This window comes from Halorubrum trapanicum (assembly GCF_017873555.1).
Taxonomy (GTDB): domain Archaea; phylum Halobacteriota; class Halobacteria; order Halobacteriales; family Haloferacaceae; genus Halorubrum; species Halorubrum trapanicum.
The window spans coordinates 164,684-182,379 of record NZ_JAGGKE010000001.1 but is presented as its reverse complement, the minus strand read 5'-3'; the positions used below and the strand labels follow the sequence as shown (position 1 = coordinate 182,379).

The 17,696-nt window shown below is 68.5% G+C and carries 17 protein-coding genes and 1 tRNA gene; 6 read left to right on the top strand and 12 right to left on the bottom strand.

Features of this window, described 5'->3' with window-relative positions; all coding sequences use genetic code 11:
* Nucleotides 1-83: 83 nt before the first annotated feature.
* Nucleotides 84-791, top strand: coding sequence for a DUF1405 domain-containing protein (locus J2744_RS00895; RefSeq protein ID WP_209543228.1), 708 nt, complete (start codon nt 84-86; stop codon nt 789-791).
* Between the two features lie 100 nt (nt 792-891).
* On the opposite strand, the gene J2744_RS00890 is transcribed toward J2744_RS00895, so the two are convergent.
* The 3 genes from J2744_RS00890 to J2744_RS00880 all read right to left on the bottom strand — a co-directional run bounded on the left by J2744_RS00890 (nt 892) and on the right by J2744_RS00880 (nt 1,911).
* Entirely contained in the window at nt 892-1,224 is a 333-nt protein-coding gene (locus J2744_RS00890) for a hypothetical protein (RefSeq protein ID WP_209543226.1), read from the bottom strand.
* 287 nt (nt 1,225-1,511) lie between these two features.
* A tRNA-Arg gene (locus tag J2744_RS00885) sits at nt 1,512-1,584 on the bottom strand.
* Between the two features lie 54 nt (nt 1,585-1,638).
* Nucleotides 1,639-1,911, bottom strand: coding sequence for a Sec-independent protein translocase subunit TatA/TatB (locus J2744_RS00880; protein ID WP_209543223.1), 273 nt, complete (start codon nt 1,909-1,911; stop codon nt 1,639-1,641).
* Between the two features lie 102 nt (nt 1,912-2,013).
* Between J2744_RS00880 and J2744_RS00875 the strand changes: the two genes are divergently transcribed.
* Complete coding sequence (locus tag J2744_RS00875) at nt 2,014-2,484, top strand: redoxin domain-containing protein (protein ID WP_209543221.1); 471 nt, start codon at nt 2,014-2,016, stop codon at nt 2,482-2,484.
* A 33-nt stretch (nt 2,485-2,517) separates the two neighbouring features.
* On the opposite strand, the gene J2744_RS00870 is transcribed toward J2744_RS00875, so the two are convergent.
* From J2744_RS00870 to gyrB, 4 genes are all read right to left on the bottom strand, one after another.
* Nucleotides 2,518-4,572: an AMP-binding protein gene (locus J2744_RS00870; RefSeq protein ID WP_209543219.1), complete on the bottom strand. Its 2,055-nt coding sequence runs from the start codon at nt 4,570-4,572 to the stop codon at nt 2,518-2,520.
* Nucleotides 4,573-4,620: 48 nt separating this feature from the next.
* Nucleotides 4,621-5,004: a hypothetical protein gene (locus J2744_RS00865; RefSeq protein WP_209543217.1), complete on the bottom strand. Its 384-nt coding sequence runs from the start codon at nt 5,002-5,004 to the stop codon at nt 4,621-4,623.
* A gap of 83 nt (nt 5,005-5,087) precedes the next feature.
* The gene (gyrA, locus tag J2744_RS00860; RefSeq protein WP_209543215.1) at nt 5,088-7,580 is read right to left on the bottom strand and encodes a DNA gyrase subunit A; all 2,493 of its coding nucleotides are present in this window, start codon (nt 7,578-7,580) and stop codon (nt 5,088-5,090) included.
* On the bottom strand, nt 7,577-9,493 hold the full coding sequence (gyrB, locus tag J2744_RS00855; protein ID WP_209543214.1) for a DNA topoisomerase (ATP-hydrolyzing) subunit B: 1,917 nt from the start codon (nt 9,491-9,493) through the stop codon (nt 7,577-7,579). The genes gyrA and gyrB overlap by 4 nt, the downstream gene beginning before the upstream one ends.
* 183 nt (nt 9,494-9,676) lie before the next feature.
* Here gyrB and J2744_RS00850 point away from each other — a divergent pair, with 183 nt between their 5' ends.
* Nucleotides 9,677-10,888 (top strand): iron-containing alcohol dehydrogenase family protein, encoded by a 1,212-nt coding sequence (locus J2744_RS00850; RefSeq protein ID WP_209543984.1) that lies wholly within the window; start codon nt 9,677-9,679, stop codon nt 10,886-10,888.
* A 36-nt stretch (nt 10,889-10,924) separates the two neighbouring features.
* Here the strand turns inward: J2744_RS00850 and J2744_RS00845 are convergent, their stop codons facing one another.
* The 5 genes from J2744_RS00845 to J2744_RS00825 form a co-directional block, all read right to left on the bottom strand.
* A complete protein-coding gene (locus J2744_RS00845) occupies nt 10,925-11,302 on the bottom strand; it encodes a nuclear transport factor 2 family protein (RefSeq protein WP_209543212.1) in 378 nt (125 codons plus the stop codon).
* Nucleotides 11,286-12,479, bottom strand: coding sequence for a potassium channel family protein (locus J2744_RS00840; RefSeq protein WP_209543209.1), 1,194 nt, complete (start codon nt 12,477-12,479; stop codon nt 11,286-11,288). The genes J2744_RS00845 and J2744_RS00840 overlap by 17 nt, the downstream gene beginning before the upstream one ends.
* A 108-nt stretch (nt 12,480-12,587) precedes the next feature.
* The gene (locus J2744_RS00835) at nt 12,588-13,115 is read right to left on the bottom strand and encodes a hypothetical protein (RefSeq protein WP_209543207.1); all 528 of its coding nucleotides are present in this window, start codon (nt 13,113-13,115) and stop codon (nt 12,588-12,590) included.
* A gap of 19 nt (nt 13,116-13,134) precedes the next feature.
* Complete coding sequence (gene mch / locus J2744_RS00830) at nt 13,135-14,073, bottom strand: methenyltetrahydromethanopterin cyclohydrolase (protein WP_209543206.1); 939 nt, start codon at nt 14,071-14,073, stop codon at nt 13,135-13,137.
* Between the two features lie 521 nt (nt 14,074-14,594).
* Nucleotides 14,595-15,077 carry a hypothetical protein gene (locus J2744_RS00825; RefSeq protein ID WP_209543204.1) on the bottom strand — a complete coding sequence of 161 codons (483 nt, stop codon included), beginning with the start codon at nt 15,075-15,077 and terminating at the stop codon, nt 14,595-14,597.
* Between the two features lie 261 nt (nt 15,078-15,338).
* On the opposite strand from J2744_RS00825, the gene J2744_RS00820 reads away from it, so the two are divergent.
* The 3 genes from J2744_RS00820 (at nt 15,339) to J2744_RS00810 (ending at nt 17,650) form a co-directional block, all read left to right on the top strand.
* Nucleotides 15,339-16,076: a DUF726 domain-containing protein gene (locus J2744_RS00820; RefSeq protein WP_209543202.1), complete on the top strand. Its 738-nt coding sequence runs from the start codon at nt 15,339-15,341 to the stop codon at nt 16,074-16,076.
* 117 nt (nt 16,077-16,193) lie between these two features.
* The gene (locus J2744_RS00815) at nt 16,194-17,036 is read left to right on the top strand and encodes a translation initiation factor eIF-2B (RefSeq protein WP_209543200.1); all 843 of its coding nucleotides are present in this window, start codon (nt 16,194-16,196) and stop codon (nt 17,034-17,036) included.
* A gap of 119 nt (nt 17,037-17,155) precedes the next feature.
* Nucleotides 17,156-17,650 carry a hypothetical protein gene (locus J2744_RS00810; protein WP_209543198.1) on the top strand — a complete coding sequence of 165 codons (495 nt, stop codon included), beginning with the start codon at nt 17,156-17,158 and terminating at the stop codon, nt 17,648-17,650.
* The last annotated feature ends 46 nt before the right edge of the window (nt 17,651-17,696 follow it).

Below are 17,696 nucleotides of genomic sequence, written 5' to 3'. Positions count from 1 at the left end.
AAAAAGGTGTCTCGCAAAACACCGCGATTGATAATCGACAGCGGACGGGCGGGTTTTAGTCCCACGCGAACCGATCGTCGGGTGTGACACGCACCGAGCGGTTCCGGCGACTTCGGCGGCTCAAGCGCCTTCGGCGGCGCGCGGTCAGGCGGCGGGTCCGGGCGGCGATCGCGGAGGAGCTGCTCGGGACGCCGCGGAGCCTCGCCGTCGTCTGCGCGTTCACCGCGTTCATGCTCGCGGTGGGAGTCGGGTACTACGCGTCGACGGCGGGCGGGGTACCGGTCCCCCTCTGGCCGCTGTACGCGGACTCCGCGGCCGCGGTCGCGCTCGGCGGCACCGTCCTCGTCGCGACTGCGCCCACCGTCCGACGCGGCGGCGACGTCACCGCTGACGCCCCGAACTCGCGCGGGCTGGCGTACCTCCAGACGCTCGCGTTCGTCTGGCTGGTCCAGTTCGGCGTCTGGCCGCTGGTCTCGCTCAACCTCGCGTTCGGACAGTACGTCGCCGCCCCCGACGCCTGGCTCTACTACTGGGGCGTGATCGGGACGCACCTGCTGTTCGTCGGACTCGCCCTCCTGTTTCCCGCCTTCGGACGCACGACGCCGGGCGCGCTCGCGGCGGCGCTGGCGCTCGGCATCGCGAACGTCGTCGTCGACTACTGGGTGGGCTACCACCCGCCGCTTTTGTACGAACCCGGAACCGGACTGGCGGCCGCGACGCTCGCTATCGCGGTCGGATCGGTCGCGCTCGCGTCGCATTCGTTTCCGCGGCTGGGCGAGGGATCGGACTGAGGGACGCTCCCGAGACGTCGAGGACGGTGAGGGGAATTTAAAATGATCTGCGGGTTCTGTTGAAACCCTCAGCAAAGGACATATTTTGGCCCAGTCGCGGTCAGTACAGTTTTTCCGTTGCTCGATACGCCTGACCGCCACGAACGATTCCCAGTACTGCGAGGAGGGCATACAGAACGGGCATATTTACGAGACCAAGATTCAGATAGCCGAGAACGGCGAACGCAAGTGCGAGAACTCCAACGACGATCATAATGACTGAGTACGCCTTCTGAAGATTCAAGAGCAGGAACACACCAGCGACGGCGACTAACGAGAACAGGGAGCTGAGGAAATGCGAATCGAGGTAGACGAAAACAAAAACCGCTCCGAAGAAAGCAACAACGATGATTCCTACCCTACAGAGGTTTCTCCGTAACTCCTGATCGATCACGTTGAGAGAGTTACATTCCAAGGAGAAACAGTTTGTTCTTTTCGCAGCTCTCATCGACCGGCTGTTTCAGTCGGTAATATATCTGACTAATGGGATTTCAACAGAGCCGATCTGCGAGGGTGCGGTGGGATCCACGCGAGCGGAGTGAGGCAGGGGTCGTTCCCTGCTTCAAGTCCCGATTGCGTCGATACTGCTCACTTTGTTCGCAGGTAGCGGGCGCGGCGGGATCCACGCGAGCGAAGCGAGCGGGGAGCCAGTCGCGCCCGTGACTGAGCGAAGCGAAGGAACGGGCGCGACGGGATTCGAACCCGCGATCGAGAGGTTAGGAACCTCTCGCCCTGTCCGCTAGGCCACGCGCCCAGAACGGGGGAGGAGAAAATACGACAGCGGCTGTCCGTCGGCGTCGGGACCGGGTTACGCGCTCGTTTCCTTTTCGGTCTCGGTTTCGAGGTCGTCGAACTCGTCGTCCTCGTCGTCGAGCGTCGACCCCTCTCCGCCGTCTTCCATCTCTTTCAGCTCCTCTTCGATCTCTTCGCGGCCCTTCTTGAACTCACCCATCGCCTGCCCCGTCGACCGGGCGAGCTTCGGAATCTTGTTCGCCCCGAACAGCAGGACCAACACGAGCAGGATTATGAGGAGCTCCGGCCCCACCGGAAGGCCGCCGAACAGTGGAATCGCACTTGTCATCTCTATCTCGCAGTAGCCCTGTGGCGACTATAGTCTTTTTGCCTCGCTCGATCGGAGCGCCGCCGCCGAAACGGTGATACGGCCGGCAGACGAGAATCGGATATGCCAGCTGTCGGCGACGACGCCCCCGACTTCACCGGATCGCTCGTAGACGGCGACATCGCGCCGTTCGAACTCGCCGACCACCTCGGCGACGAGCCGGTCGTGCTCGCCTTCTTCCCCGCCGCCTTCTCGAACACCTGTACCGACGAGATGGAGGCGCTGCGCGACGGGTTCGACCGCGACGGCTGTACCCTGTTCGGCGTGAGCACCGACCTCCCGCACGCGCTCGCCGCGTACCGCGCCCAGTACGACCTCCCGTTCGCCTTGGTCGGCGACCCCGACCACCGCGCGATCGAGGCGTACGACGTGATCGAGGACTTCGAGCACTACGGGGTCGAGACGGTCGCGCAGCGCGCCGTCTTCGTGATCGACGCCGACGGCACCGTGACGTACCGCTGGCTCGCCGAGAACGCCGGGCAGGAGCCGGACTACGACGCGCTCGACGAGGCGGTGGCGGACGCGAGCGGCTAACTGGCGACCGATTCGGTCGGACAGCGATCGCGCTCAGGACGGGTCGCGGAGCGCGTCGAGCGCCTCCGGGTTCTCCATCGACGAGAGGTCGCCGGGGTCCTCGCCGTTGTAGACGGACTCGATCGCGCGACGGATGATCTTCCCCGACTGCGTTTTCGGGAAGGCGTCGACGAACAGCAGCTCTCGCGGCCGGAACGGCTTGCCGTGTTCGTCGCCGACCAAGGCCCGAAGCTCCTCGCGGAGGTCGTCGCTCGGGTCGACGCCCGGTTCGAGGACGACGTACGCGACGACCGCGGTGCCGGTGGTGTCGTCGGGAACGCCGACCGCGGCCGCCTGGTTGACGGCGTCGTGGTCGATGAGGACGCCCTCGATCTCGGCCGGGCCGACCTTCCGACCGGCGACGTTGAGGGCGTCGTCGGCGCGGCCGTGGAGGAACCAGAAGCCGTCCGCGTCCTTCTGCGCGAAGTCGCCGTGGTCCCAGAGGTCCTCCCACGTCGACCAGTACTCGTCGAGATAGCGCTCGTCGCCCGACCACAGCGACTTCGTCATCGAGGGACAGGAATCGCGCGCGACGAGGTAGCCGCGCTCGCCCGACTCCCGCACCGACTCGCCGGTCTCGTCGACGATGTCGATGTCCATGCCGAGTCCCGGGCCGCCGAGCGTACAGGGCTTCAGCGGCTGGTTCGGCATCGGCATCAGGAAGCAGCCGCAGATCTCCGTGCCGCCGGAGATGTTGATTATCGGGCAGTCGCCGCCGCCGACCGCGTCGTAGAACCAGCGCCACGACTCGGGGTCCCACGGCTCGCCGGTCGAACCCAAAATGCGTAGCGAGGAGAGGTCGTGGCCCTCGACCCACTCGTCTCCGTGCTTGCGGAGCGCGCGGATCGCGGTCGGCGAGATGCCGAACTGCGTGATTCCGTGCCGGTCGATCAGCTCCCAGAAGCGGTCCGGTTCGGGGTGGTCGGGGGCGCCCTCGTACATCACCACCGTCCCGCCGAACGCGTGGTTGCCGATCAGCGTCCACGGACCCATCATCCAGCCGATGTCGGAGACCCAGAAGAACCGATCCGCGGGTTTCTGGTCGAAGCCGAAGTGAATCTCCTTCGCGCACTGCGTGAGGACGCCCGCGTGGGTGTGGACGATCCCCTTCGGCTCGCCCGTGGTCCCCGAGGAGTACAGGAGCATGGACTCCTGATCGCTCGGGAGGGGTTTCGTCTCGTACGTCGCGGGCTGGGAGCCGACCGCGTCGTCCCACGTCCGGTCGCGCTCGTCGTCCCAGGGGACGGGGTCGGCGTCGTCGGTCGCTCCACCGGTGCCGGTCTCTCCCCCCGCCTCGTCGTCGCTCGCGGGCGTCGCACCCAGTCGGTCGTACACGACCACCTCCTCGACGTGGCCGGCGTCCGCGACCGCCTCGTCCGCGGTGCCCTTGAGCCGGACCTCGTCGCCGCGGCGGTAGAACCCGTCGCCGGTGAAAAGCACCGACGGCTCCCCGTCGTCGATCCGCGTCGCGGTCGCCTCGCGGCCGAACCCGGAGAATATCGGCACCGCGATCGCGCCGACCTTCAGGCAGCCGTAGAGGATGGCGACGACCTCGGGCACCATCGGCATGTACAGCCCGACGGTGTCGCCGGTCTCGATCCCGGCCTCGGTCAGGTAGTTGGCGACGCGGTCGCTCTGCCGGCGGAGCTCGTGAAAGGTGATCTCGCGACCGTCGCCCGGCTCGCCCTCCCAGATCAGCGCGACGCGGTTGCGGTTCGGCGAGTCGACCGCGGCGTGGCGGTCGACGACGTTGTGGGCGACGTTCACCTCGCCGCCGGGGTACCAGTCGGAGAACTGCGGGCCGTCGCTGTCGTCTCGAACGGCGTCGTAGTCGGTGTAGAAGTCGATATCGAGGTAGTCGACGATCTCGTCCCAGAACCAGTCGACGCCGGAGTCGGGTTCGCCCGGGACCTCCGAGGTGGTGCGTTCGATGAGGGCCTCGTAGTCGTCGATCCCGTACTCGCGCATGAACGCGGCGACGTTCGTCGACTCGGCGAACGCCTCGCTCGGTTCGTGTACGACCTCGTCTATCCCCTCGTACTCGTCCATCTCGTCCGGGGGTTTTCGCGGAGACAGTAAGTAACTTTCCTGAGAGACCTACCGCGGATCGGCGCACTCGCCCGCGACCGCGACCTGCTCGCCGTCGACCGTGATCTGCCCGTCGTACAGGCGACAGGTGCCCGCGTCCCACGCCAGCCGACCCTCCCAGTCGGCACCGGTCACCGCGAGTTCGTGACGCCCGGTTTCGCCGACGGGCACCTCGAACGCCCGCGCGACGCCGGCGTCGACGCGGTCGGACTCCTCCGCGTACGTCGTTCCGTCGTCGCCCTCGACGACCACCTCCACGTCGACCGCGTCGTCGCCGTCGTTGCGGACCGTCAGGTCGAGGCGGCTCGGCTCGGACTCGCCGACCCCGAGACAGCCCGCGGCCGCTCCGGCGAGCGCGCCGGCGCTCGCGGCGAGGAGTCGACGTCGTTCCATGGCGGTCGCTTGTCGCGGTGGGACTTCAAGCCCACACACGCCGCTCGCGGTCGTCGACGCGCCGAAAAGATGGTCGCCGAACGTTACTCGTCGTCGTCCGCTTCGGCGTCGTCGCCATCGGCCGCGTGGACCGACTCGGGGACGATGTCGACGGAGGCGACCTCGTCGTCGGGTTCGAGGTTCATCACGATGACGCCCTTCGTGTTGCGGCTCACCGTCGAGATCTCCTCGACGCGGGTCCGCATGATCTGGCCGGCCGCGCTCATCGCGAGCAGGTGGTCGCCGTGGGTGACCGCCTCGATGGCGACCGCCTCGCCGTTGCGGTCGCCGGTCTTGATGTCGATCAGTCCCTTCCCGTTGCGGGACTGCTGGCGGTACTCGTCGAGGTCCGAGCGCTTCCCGTACCCGTTCTCGGTGACGGTGAGCACCCAGTTGTGGTACTCGTCGTCGATGGCGGCGACGCCCGCGACGGCGTCGCCCTCGCGGAGGTCGATACCGATCACGCCGCGGGCCGTCCGGCCAATCGCCCGGGCCTCCGACTCCGCGAACCGGATCGCCATCCCGTTGCGGCTGCCGATGACGATGTCGCGCTCGCCGTCGGTCACCTCCACGTCGACCAGCTCGTCGCCGTCCTCCAGCCGGATCGCGCGGATCCCGGTCGACCGGATGTTGCCGAACTCGTCGACGGCGGTCCGCTTGATGTAGCCGTCGCGGGTGACCATCGTGAGGAACTCGTCGTCGTCGAGGTCCTCGGTGTTGACGACCGACTCGATCTCCTCGCCGTCGTCGAGATCGAGGAGGTTGACCGCGGACTTCCCGCGGGCGGTGCGGGACATCTCCGGGATCTCGTAGGTCTTCAGCTCGTAGATCTGCCCGTGGTTGGTGAACGCGAGGAGGTAGTCGTGGGAGTTGGCCGCGAACACGGAGGAGACGCGGTCGCCCTCCTTGAGTCCGGTGCCGATGATCCCCTTCCCGCCGCGGTTCTGCGCGCGGAACGTGTCCAGCGACATCCGCTTGATGTAGTCGTCCTCGCTCATCACGACGACGCACTCCTCCTCGGGGATGAGGTCCTCGTGGGTCACGTCGCCCGCGTCCTCGATGAAGCTCGTGCGTCGCTCGTCGTCGTACTCGTCTTTGATCTCCCGCAGCTCGTCGACGATCACCTGATCGAGCTCGTCGGGATCCGAGAGGATCGTCTCCAGCCGCTCGATCCGGGCGTTCACCTCCTCGTACTCCGCCTCGATCTCGGCCGTCTCCATCGACGTGAGCGAACCGAGCTGCATCCGGACGATATGCGCCGCCTGCGCCTCGGTGAAGTCGAACGCGGACTCCAGCGCTGCCTTCGCGGCGTCGCGGTCGTCGGAGTCCTGGATCGTCTCGACGACGCTATCGACGTTGTCGAGCGCCTTCAGCCGCCCTTCGAGGATGTGCGCGCGGTCCTCGCGCTCTTCGAGTTCGTGTTCGGAGCGCCGGCGGACCACGTCGCGCCGGTGGTCGACGTAGTGTTCGAGCGTCTGCTTGAGGTCCAGCACCTGCGGCGAGCCGTCGACCAGGGCGAGGTTGATGACGCCGAACGTGCGTTCGAGGTGGCTCTCCAGCAGCTGGTTCTTGACGACCTCGGCCATCGCGTCGCGCTTGAGGTCGACGACGATCCGGATCCCGTCGCGGTCGGACTCGTCGCGGAGGTCGCGGATCCCCTCGATGGCGCCCTCGTTGACGTCCTCCGCGATCCGCTCGACGAGCCGCGACTTGTTCTGCTGGAAGGGGAGCTCGGAGATGACGATCCGGCTCTCCTCCTCGTCGACCTCGAACTCCGCTCGGACGCGGATCCGGCCGCGACCCGTCTTGTACGCCTTGTGGACCGCGTTCCGCCCGACGATGTTCGCGCCGGTCGGGAAGTCCGGGCCCTTGACGTGTTCCATCAGGTCCTCGACGGTCGCGTCGGGGGATTCGATCAGCTCCACGGTGGCGTCGATCACCTCGCCGAGGTTGTGCGGCGGGATGTTCGTCGACATCCCGACGGCGATGCCCGAGGAGCCGTTGACGAGCAGGTTCGGGAACGCCGCCGGCAGGACCTCCGGCTCCTCGAGGCGGTCGTCGTAGTTCGCCTGGAAGTCGACGGTGTCGCGCTCGATGTCCGCCATGAGCTCCTCGGCGATGGGGGACATCCGGGCCTCCGTGTACCGCATCGCGGCCGGCGGGTCGCCGTCGACGGAGCCGAAGTTCCCCTGCCCGTCGACGAGCGGGTAGCGCATCGAGAAGTCCTGGGCCATCCGCGCGAGCGTGTCGTAGATGGCGCTGTCGCCGTGCGGGTGGTAATCCCCCATCGTCTCGCCGACGACTGAGGAGGACTTGCGGTGCGCGGAGTTGCTCGTCACGCCCGCCTCGTTCATCGCGAAGAGGATCCGGCGGTGGACGGGCTTGAGTCCGTCGCGCACGTCGGGGAGCGCGCGACCCGCGATGACGGACATCGCGTAGTCGATGTACGACTGCTCCATCTCGTCTTCGATGCGCGCGTTCGTCACCTGCGCGGCGGGAACGTCGCCGGGGTCGGCGTCGGGGGCGTCGGAGCTCATATGTCCACCCACTCCGCCTCGGTCGCGTGCTCCTTGATGAACTGCTTGCGCGGCTCGACCGCGTCACCCATCAGCACGTTGAACATGCGGTCCGCCGCGGCCGCGTCGTCGATGGTGATCCGCTTGAGCCGGCGGTTCTCCGGGTCCATCGTGGTGTCCCACAGCTGGTCCGGGTTCATCTCGCCGAGGCCCTTGAACCGCTGGACCTGCGTGGGGTTGCCGTCGCACTCCTCCGCGACGATGCGGTCGCGCTCCGCCTCGGTCATCGCGTCGTACGTCTCGCCGCGGTAGCGGACGCGGTAGAGGGGCGGCTGGGCCGCGTACACGTAGCCGGCCTCCAGGAGGGGTTTCATGTGGCGGTAGAGGAGGGTTAAGAGGAGCGTCCGGATGTGAGCGCCGTCGACGTCGGCGTCCGTCATGAGGATGATCTTGTTGTACCGCACGTCGTCGATGTCGAACTCCTCGCCGATGCCCGCGCCGATAGCGGTGATCAGCGCGCGGATCTCGTCGTTTTCGAGGATACGGTCGAGCCGGTGTTTCTCGACGTTGAGGATCTTCCCCTTCAGCGGCAGGATCGCCTGGTTCTCGCGGTTGCGGCCCTGCTTCGCGGAGCCGCCCGCGGAGTCGCCCTCGACCACGAACAGCTCCGCCTCGGTCGGGTCGCGGGTCTGACAGTCCGCCAGCTTGCCGGGCAGCGCGGTCGACTCCAGCGCGGACTTCCGGCGGGTGAGCTCCTCGGCCTTCTTCGCGGCCTTCCGGGCGCGGGCGGCCTCCGCGGCCTTGTGGACGACCTTCTCGGCGGTCTCCGGGTTCTCCTCGAAGAAGGTGCCGAGCTTCTCGTGGGTCGCGGACTCGACGACGCCGCGGACCTCGCTGTTGCCGAGCTTCGTCTTCGTCTGCCCCTCGAACTGCGGGTCGGGGTGTTTGATCGAGATGACCGCCGTCAGCCCCTCCCGGACGTCTTCGCCCTTGAGGTTGGCGTCGAGGTCGTCGACCAACCCGTGCTCGTTGGCGTAGTCGTTGACCGTCCGCGTCAGGGCGGTCTTGAAGCCGGTGAGGTGGGTGCCGCCCTCGCGGGTGTTGATGTTGTTCGCGAACGCGTGGACGGACCCCTGAAGCTCCTCGGTCGCCTGCATCGCGACCTCGACGTGGACGCCGTCGGTCTCGTCCTCGAAGTAGATGACCTCCTCGTGGATCGGCGAGCGGGTCTCGTTGAGGTACGCGACGAACTCGCGGATCCCGCCGTCGTAGCGGAACGTCTCCGCGGTGTCGTCGCGGTCGTCGAGGAGGCGGATCTCGACGCCGGAGTTGAGGAACGCCAGCTCGCGGAGCCGGTTGGCGAGCGTCGACGTCTGGAACTCGGTCGTTTCGAATATCTCCTCGTCGGGCCAAAAGCGGATCTGGGTTCCGGTCGACTCGTCGGCGTCCATGTCGCGGACGCGCTCGAAGCCGTCCTCGGCGGGTTCTCCCGCCGCGAACTCGTGGCGGAAGACGCCGCCGTCGCGTTTGACCTCGACCTCCAGCCGCTGGGAGAGCGCGTTGACGACGCTGACGCCGACGCCGTGGAGTCCGCCCGAGACCTGGTACGACTTCGAGTCGAACTTCCCGCCGGCGTGGAGGACCGTCAGGATGACCTCCAGCGCGGGGCGGTCGTACTCCTCGTGGGTGTCGACCGGAATGCCGCGTCCGTCGTCGGCGACGGAGACGGAGCCGTCGTCGTGGATCCGAACTTCGATCTCCTCGCAGTGGCCCGCGAGGGCCTCGTCGATGGAGTTGTCGACGACCTCGTAGACGAGATGGTGGAGCCCCCGACCGTCCGTGGACCCGATGTACATCGCCGGTCGCTTACGGACGGCCTGTAGGCCCTCGAGGACCTGAATTTGGCCGGCTCCGTATTCGCTCTGCTCTGACATAGGAACTTACCGTCGCTAATCGCCGTCAGTAGTTAAACCCGGCGCACGCCCGCGCGCGTGAACGGCGAGGTCGACGCGTCGGAGGGTCGATTCGGCGCACCGTCGGGTCCCGGTCCAGGAGTAAACCGCAGTATGCGGAGCATTCCCACAGCTACAAGCCGGCGCCCCGCGTACCGCCCGTCGATGCTACCGATCGCGGACTCCTTCGAACACGTTCACCGAGGCTGCGAGATCCGATACGGACGGGGACGGATCGCCGGTCTCGGCGACTGGCTCGACGACCGCGACCTCGGGGACGCGCTCGTCGTCTGCGGATCGAACACGGGCGCGAACGACGCCCTGATGGGTCCGGTCCGGGAGGGCCTCGGCGACCGGCTCGCCGGCGTCTTCGACGGGACTGCTCCCGACAAGCATGTCGAGACGGCGTACGACCTGCTCGACGCGCGAGCGGAGGTGGGAGCGAGCGTCCTCGTCGCGGTCGGCGGCGGCGCCAGCCTCGATATCGCCAGACAGGCGACGCTGCTCGCGGCCGACGGCCGGGACCTCGGCGAACTCCGCGCCGACGCGGAGACCGGGCCGGACGCCCTCGGCGACCTCGCAGCCGGGACGGACCCCGACCTCTCCGTCGTCGCCGTCCCGACGACGTTCGCCGGCGCGGACGTCTCGGCCGGCGGGTCGCTGGAGGTCTTTTCGGCCGCCGAGTCGCCGACCGGCCAGCCGGTGACCGTCAGCGGGAGCGGCGCGTGGCCGGTCGCGGACGTCGCCGACCCGGCGCTGTTCGAGACGACGCCGACCTCGGTGCTGGCCGGATCGGCGATGAACGGCTTCGACAAGGGGATCGAGACGCCGTACGCCCGCGACGCCTCCCCCGTGAGCGACGCGGCCGCGGTCCACGGGCTCCGCCTCCTCTCTGACGCGCTCCCCCGCGTGGCCGGCGACCGACCGGGCGGCGAGGCCGCAACCGACCGCGCGGTCGTGGGGGCGCTGCTCGTCCAGCTCGACCGCAAGATCAGCGTGATCCACGCGTTCGGTCACGGGTTCGCCCGCCGGTACGACGTCCAACAGGGCGCGATCCACGCGGTCGTCGCCCCCCACGCGCTGGCGTCCCTCTTCGACCGGGTCGACGCGAGCCGCCGGGCGCTCGCGGCCGGGCTGGGCGTTCGGACCGAAGGCCGCGACGACGACGCGGTCGCCGAGGACGTCGTCGAGGCGGTCGCCGAGGTCCGCGACGCGCTCGACGTGCCGAGCCGGCTCCGAGACCTGCCCGAGACCGACGAGGTGGACCTGCCGGAAATCGCCGAGTTCGTCGCCGCTGACCCGCCGATGGAGCGCGCGCCGGCCGACCTCGACGCGACGGCGGAGGAGGTCCTCGGCGTGTTGCGCGCGGCCTGGTAGAAGCTCGTTCGGGGGACGGTGTCGCCGGCGCGCAGTCTACGATTCGGCCGCGTACGTCTCCAGCGCGGTCAGCCGCCCCGCGTCGACCGAGAAGACGTCGACGAACGCGAACAGCTCCGCGCCGTCGGCGTCGAGCACGCGCCCCCGAACCGCCACGCCGGGACCGGCCGGATAGACGCGCTCGACGACGTGTGTGGTGTCGGTGTTCGGCCGCTCGTCGCGCATGAACGCGACGAACCGGTCGCGCCCCTCGAACGTTCGGTCGGGGCGTCGCTGGACGAACTCGGGGTGGAGCAGCGACGCGAGCCGGTCGTACTCGCCGGCGTCGAGCGCGTCGTAGTACGACCGAGCGAGGGCAGCCGGGTCCGACTCCCCGCCCCTGGCTTCCCCGTCCGCCTCACGCCGCGAGGGCATCGAACTCCTCCGCCGAGGTCCGGGTCCCCTTCGCGATGATCACGTCGCCGCCCCGCAGCGTGGTGTCGATGTCCGGACCGACCAGCCACCCGTCGTCCGGTCGGCGGATCGCGAGCACGCTCGTCGAGATGTCGGTCGCGGGCACGCCGTCGGCGACCGCGGTCCCGTCGAGGTCGCTCCCCTCGCCGACGATGGTGCGAGTGATTATCTCGTCGGACTCCTGGACCGCCATCTCCACGACGGGGTGGACGTCGAGGTCGCGGCGGACGCCCTCGGTGATCGCCAGCGCGGCGTCGGAGATCTCCTCGGTCGCGACGCCGAGGTGGATAAGTCCGCGCAGCGACACCGGATCGTCGGCCTCGGCCGCCGCGCGGAGCGTCCACGCCTCGAACCGCGACTGGAGCGCGTCCACCTCGATCTCGAGGTTGCTCACCTCCTCCGCCAGCTCCTCGTTGTCGAAGAGGACGGAGCCGTACGCCAGATCGACGGCGAGCTCCGAGAGGTTCTTCATCAACACGATCGAGTCGACGGCGCGCTCCAGATCGTCTATCGCCGGCTCGGCCGGCGGCTCCGGCTCGAACGCCTCGCCGCTCAGTTCGGGGTACACGTCGGCGACGCCGGCCTCCGGCCCGCGCAACAGCGTCACGTCGCCCGCCTTCAGTCGGGTGCCCGGCCCGGGGTTGAGGATCCAGTCCTCGTCGCGGCGGACCGCGATGACGCGGACGCCCGTCTCCGATTCGAGGTCGATGTCGTCGAGCGTCCGCCCGGCGTACGCGGAGTCGGCGGCCACGGTCCCGCGGATCAGCGTCTCGACGCCCGCCGAGAGCGCGCCCCGCATCGCGTCGGGGAGCCCGATCTCCTCGGTGACGATCTTGGCGATGTCGCCCGCGGCGTCCGCGACCTTGTCGGCGGCGGCGATGACGCCGAGGACCGGCGCGAGCGTCTCCGCCTCGTTGGGGTTCCGCGCGGCGAGCATCAGGCTCATCCGGGCGCGCATCTGGAGCACGTCCATCCGGTGTTCCAGCTCGACGACCTCGTGGGCGACCGTCGGACTCCCGTGGAGCACCGCCGAGTACGAGAGGTCTATCAGTAGCTCCGCGGTGTCCTTCATCTCGACGAGCAGGTCCTTGACGCTCGTCGGCTCGTAGCGGACCGTGCGCTCGTCGAAGCGTCCCATATGCGCCACTCTCCGGCGGCGAGTAAAAGGCTTGTTGCGGGGTGGCGGTCGGGGTGGAGGGCGGCCCGCGAGCGCCGAGCCGTCGGGCGGACGACGAGTGTCGCGCCGTCAGGCGGCGTCGCCGGCGACGTAGCCGGCGCCTTCCGCGGCTCCGTCCGGGTCGGCGTCCGCGCGAACCGCGAGGTCGACGAGCGCGAGCCACTCCAGCAGCCGCCGCGCGCGGTCGCGCCACGCGGCCTCCCAATCGGGGTCGCGGGCGCGGTCGTGGCGCGGGACCGCGTCGCGGGTGGCCGCGAAGAGGTCGTCCGGGGTCAGGGGGTCGTCGGGCGAAGCCTCGTCGAGCGCGGCGAGCGCCTCGGGAACGAACAGGATCCCGGTCCGAAGCCCCTCGCGGACGCGCTCCGGGGTCGGTTCGGCGTCGGCGCGGACGAACCCCCGAGAGGTCTCCTCGACCAAGCCGAGCGCGCGCAGGAACGCGAGCCAGTCGTTGGCCGTTTGCCGGTCGGGGAGGTCACACCGCCGGCGGAGGCGGGCGCAGCAGTCGTCGGTGTCGCCGGGGACGAGCGGGACCGCGCGCTGGTACTCGCGGAGGCGATCGAGGTCGGTCGGGGGTTCGGGGACGGGTTTGAGTCGCACGCGTCGAGTCCGACGGAGATCAGCGGTAGCCGAACGACTCCGCGAGCAGTTCCTCGTCGGTCTCGCCGACCGTGTAGACGGGACCGTCGACGACGTCGACCGTGACCTGCGCCGGGGCGAACACGCTCTCCGGCACCTCGTAGAAGTCCCAGTCGGCGTCCTCGAACACCTCGACGAAGGGGGTCCCGTACTCCTCGCTGGCGGTCGAGACGATCTCGTCGAAGCGGTCGTCGTCGCGGGCGACCTGAAGGTGGACCTCGCCGCCGTACGCGAGCGCGTCGTTGGTCCGGCCCATCGCTTCGGTCTCGTCGCGGGTCGGGGGCGCGATCGGCGCCGAGCCGGAGGCGTGGAGCACGTCCGTCGGCTCGTAGCCGACCTCCAGCAGGCGGAAGACGGCGAGCTCCGCGGCGCGGGCCGCGGTGGTGACGGAGCCGGCGGTCGAGCCGGTGGCGAACGTCGGGAGGAACACGCCCTCGGCGTCGACTTCGGCCATCTCCGCGACCTGCTCGGCGACCGCCTCGTCGGGCAGCGTCGTCGACTCTATCGCGAGCGTGGCGAACTCCGAGGAGTCGTAGTAGCCGACGCGCTCGAACTCCGCCTCGCGGCCGACGAGCGCGCGAGCCGGCCCGGAGCCGAGGCCCTCGAAGCCGCCCTCGGTCGTGACCTCCCACCCGGCCTTCTGCGAGCAGAGCAGCGCGACCGCGGGGTGATCCGTCGACAGCTCGACGTACTGGCGCGGCGCGCCCGCGAGCGTTCCCATTCGGGTCCGCAGGTTCGCCAGCCCGGCGGTCTGGATCTCCGCGAGCAGCAGTCCCGCCTCGACCCCGCCGGCCGCGTCGACCCCGAAGTCGACGACGGTGGCGCCGTTGTCCAGCTCGTAGCCGACGACGTCCAGTTCGCCGGCGAAATCGAGCGCCTCGTCGACCAGCTCGATCGCGGTCCGATTGATGCTTTCCATGGACGGAGCTACTCGCTCCCCGTTTAAGGGGTTTGGCTGTTCGACTCGCGAAGTCTCGGGAGTCCACGGAGACGACACTTATAAATGAACGATACGGTGGCGCGCGCCTCCGAGTGGCCGCCGAAGGCGGCCGCGAGGAGCACGCGCGAGGGAGTCGGCGGTCCGGAGCGAAGCGGAGGACCGCCGACGAGGCTGGGGAGGGTGAGGTGCTGTGCGGGACGGGACTCAAAGGGGCAGCCGCGAGGGCGGCGCAGGCGACGCAAGCACCACAACGAGGGAGCGAGCGGAGTGAGCGACCGAGTGAGGAGCGTGGTTCGAAACGGCGAAGCCGTTTCGTCATCACGAGACGCCGAAGGCGTCTCGAACGACAGCGAGCGTGCGCCGCCCTCACGGCTGGGGCTTTGGCGGTGTTCGCCGTCGATCTGTTATCAACTATTTATAAGCGAGCGGCTGGGGTTTTTGAGACACTCTCTGCGCTAGCAACCATTTATAAGCAGTTGGCCGCAGCTTTCACCGAGTAGTCACCAGAAGCCGCCGTCGGAGTCGCCCGGGCCGCCGGTCTCGCCGGGACCGCCCGGCCCGCGGGGACCGCTCGGCCGCGGATCGGGATTGATCTCGACCGGCTCCGACTCCGCTTCCGGGTCGATCTCCCGGCCGTCCTCGTAGCGGACGAAAGACAAATAAAACGGCTCGCCGCAGCCGACGCCCTCGCCGTCAGGCTCCCGATACGGCTCGTCGCCGCCCACGTCGGTCCCCCGCACGCCGTCGTGCGGGTCCCAGTCGACCCCGTCGCTCTCGCCGCAGACGAACCGGACGCCATCCGCCTCAACGGTATTGTCATCGCTCTCACCGTCTTCATCCGCGTCGAACGGCTCCGTCGGCGCGACGTAGGTCCACCCCTCCAGCGGGTACGGCGTCACCGACTTGTCCGCGAGGTACCCCTCGCGTTCGAGCGCGACGAGCGTCCCGCAGTGGGGACAGTAGTACGTGACCGGGTAGCTCATACCCGACGTAGGAGATCCGTTTATAAACAGCCGTCGCCGCCGCGTCAGATATTTGATCGTTCGGGCCGACGATTCGATATCTCATCCGATATCCCTGCCGACGATTCGGACGCATCGGACGGCCCCTCCGGACTCGTCACGCGACGGCGACTCCTGTACGGCGCTGCGGGCGGTCTCGGTCTCCTCGGCGGCGGCGGTCTCTACGTCGCGAACGCGCTCGACGGCGACTCCGGCGGGTACGACGCGCCCGAGACGCAGCCGATGGTGTCGACGCGCGGGCGCCTCGACGAGGCGGACCCGACGGAGCGGTCGGGTTCGTGGGAGTTCGGCGGGACCGACTCCGTGGTCCTGTACGTTCACGGTCTCGGCGCGGACGCCGAGTCCGCCCGCGATCAGGCGTACACCGCTCGGCTGGGGCTGGATGCGGCGACGGGCGGGGCGGGCGACGGTGACGCCGGCGCTGAGAGCGCACGCCCCGTGATCGGCTACTCGTGGGCGTCGAACGACGACTGGGGACCCGCGAAGGAGACCGCCGAGGCGAACGCCGTCCCGCTGGCCGATTGGCTGACGGCGTGGGCGGACGAGGACGGGCGCCCGGTCCACCTGTTCGCGCACTCGCTGGGCGCCCGGGTGACGGGCGAGACGCTCCGCGAACTCGACGAGCGCGGGCGGACCGGCGTCCTCGCCTCCGCGTCGCTGTTCGGCGGAGCGATCCCGAACGAGAGCGCCGGGACCGACGGGCGATACGGGTCGGCGATCGCCGCGCTCGACGCCCCGCTCTACAACTTCCACAGCCGCAACGACCGCGTCCTCGGCTGGGTGTATCGCGCCTCCGACCGGACCAGAGCGGTCGGGCACGGCGGACTCCCGGACGCCGCGACCGCGCCGGACGGGTACGCCGACGTCGAGGTCACCGACCTCGTCGCGGACCACTACTCGTACGTCGAACCGGGCGAGGGGTGTCTGCCGCGCGCGGTCGGCCGACTCGGGTTCGAGTAGGCCGCCGGCGCGGCTGGAGCGCCTCGCCGCCGGCCCGCCTCGCTTCCGCTCGCCGCTATCCCACCCCGCCGGCCTGCCCCCGGAACCCCTTTTACCGGTCCGGCCGACCCTTCGGGCATGATCGACGAGACCGTCGCCGAGATTCGGGCGATGCGGACTCACAGCACGTCGGCGGTGGCCGTGAAGGCGACGCGGTCGCTCGCGGACCTCCTCGACCGCGAGTACGTGACCGTCGACGAGTTCGAGCGCGACCTCGAACACAACGCAGGCGTGTTGCGCCGGTCGAACCCCTCCCACGCCGCGCTCCACAACGCGATGCGCGACGTGGAGCGCTCCATCGTCGGCGAGGCGACGAGCGTCGAGGGCGCGAAGCAGCTGCTCGAAGACGTGATCGCCCGGGTCGTCGACGACATCGAGACGGCGAAAGGCGAGGCGGCCGCCAACGCGGCCGAACACATCGAGGACGGCGACACGCTGCTCGTCCACGACTACTCGACGACGGTGCTGGAGGCCATCGAGAACGCCGCCCGCGACGGGGCGCACCTCACCGTCTACGTCACCGAGGCGCGCCCGCGGACCCTCGGTCGCAAGACCGCGCGCGTCCTCGCCGGGATGTCCCGCGTCGAGACGCGGATGGTCGTCGACAGCGCGATGGGGTACGCGCTCCGCGACTGCGACCGCGTCCTCCTCGGGATCACCTGTATCACCGGCGGGACGTACTACAACCGGATCGGCACCTTCCCGCTGGTCGTCACCGCCCGCGAGCTCGGCGTCCCCGTCACCGCGGTCGGCTCCGGCGCGAAGACCATCGAGGAGTTCCGGTTCGAGAACGAGTTCCGCGACGCCGTCGAGGTGATGCGCGAACCGGTCGAGGACGTGGAGATCGAAAACCCCAGCTACGACGCCACCCCGATCGGCATGATCGACACCGTGATCACCGACGACGGCGTCCGAAACTGAGTCGATATCGAGGACGGACGAACAGATTCGAGCGGACGCCCGCGTACCACCCTCTGTAACTTGTCTCGGTGAATGAGTATAAGTAAATACAATTTTTAATTCCAGAATAACAATACAAAATGGACGAAGACAGCGCGAACAGTCGCAAAAATTCGAGGCATCAGGTGGTCGGGCAGAAAGGGGAGATGCTCTTAGAGCGTGTCTGCGATACCACACCATTCGCGGATCTCGACGAAAGGATACGTGAACGAGGATACGAAGTGACGGAATCTATCGTTCAGGGCGGCGTACGTCCGGAAGACCCGTTCGACTTCTATCAAGTCATACACCGCTATACGAACGAGGACGATCGAGCGATAGCCACGTGGATCGGTCTGGACCCGGAAAGAGTCGACAGCGGTGAGGTATCGTACGATATGATAGCGGAGCTGGATGAGATTCAGGACCAAGAAAGAGACACACAGGAACTGTACCCAGTCATTGTTGCTTTTCTGAATGACGAGGGAATCGGGTTTCGAGCGACCGGTACTGGTATCGAAGAAAACGAGTTAGACAACAGTATTCTTCGAAACGCGCTCGAAGAATCGTTCCAGACGTCCGGAAAGGAAGAATAGCATCTGACCGGACGGGAGGCAAAGCTGCCCGATACGCATCGTCCAC